Below are 207 nucleotides of genomic sequence, written 5' to 3'. Positions count from 1 at the left end.
GAAATAGCTTTAGGGCTAGCCTCGGAAAGAGAATCGTGGAGGTAGAGCACTGTTTGGACTAGGGGCCCGTCACGGGTTACTGAATTCAGATAAACTCCGAATGTCATAGATTTATATCCGGGAGTCAGACGGTGAGTGATAAGATCCATCGTCGAAAGGGGAACAGCCCAGACCACCAATTAAGGTCCCTAAGTGTATCCTAAGTGG

At 48.3% G+C, this 207-nt stretch carries 1 rRNA gene; it reads left to right on the top strand.

Annotation, left to right across the window (positions count from 1 at the left end):
- Positions 1-207, top strand: a 23S ribosomal RNA gene (locus tag CES81_RS13200); the annotation flags it as partial.

Origin of the sequence: Secundilactobacillus pentosiphilus, assembly GCF_002217985.1 — a bacterium.
Classification (GTDB): Bacteria; Bacillota; Bacilli; order Lactobacillales; family Lactobacillaceae; genus Secundilactobacillus; species Secundilactobacillus pentosiphilus.
Note: the sequence above shows the minus strand (reverse complement) of the source record. Positions and strands in the feature narration are given on the sequence as shown.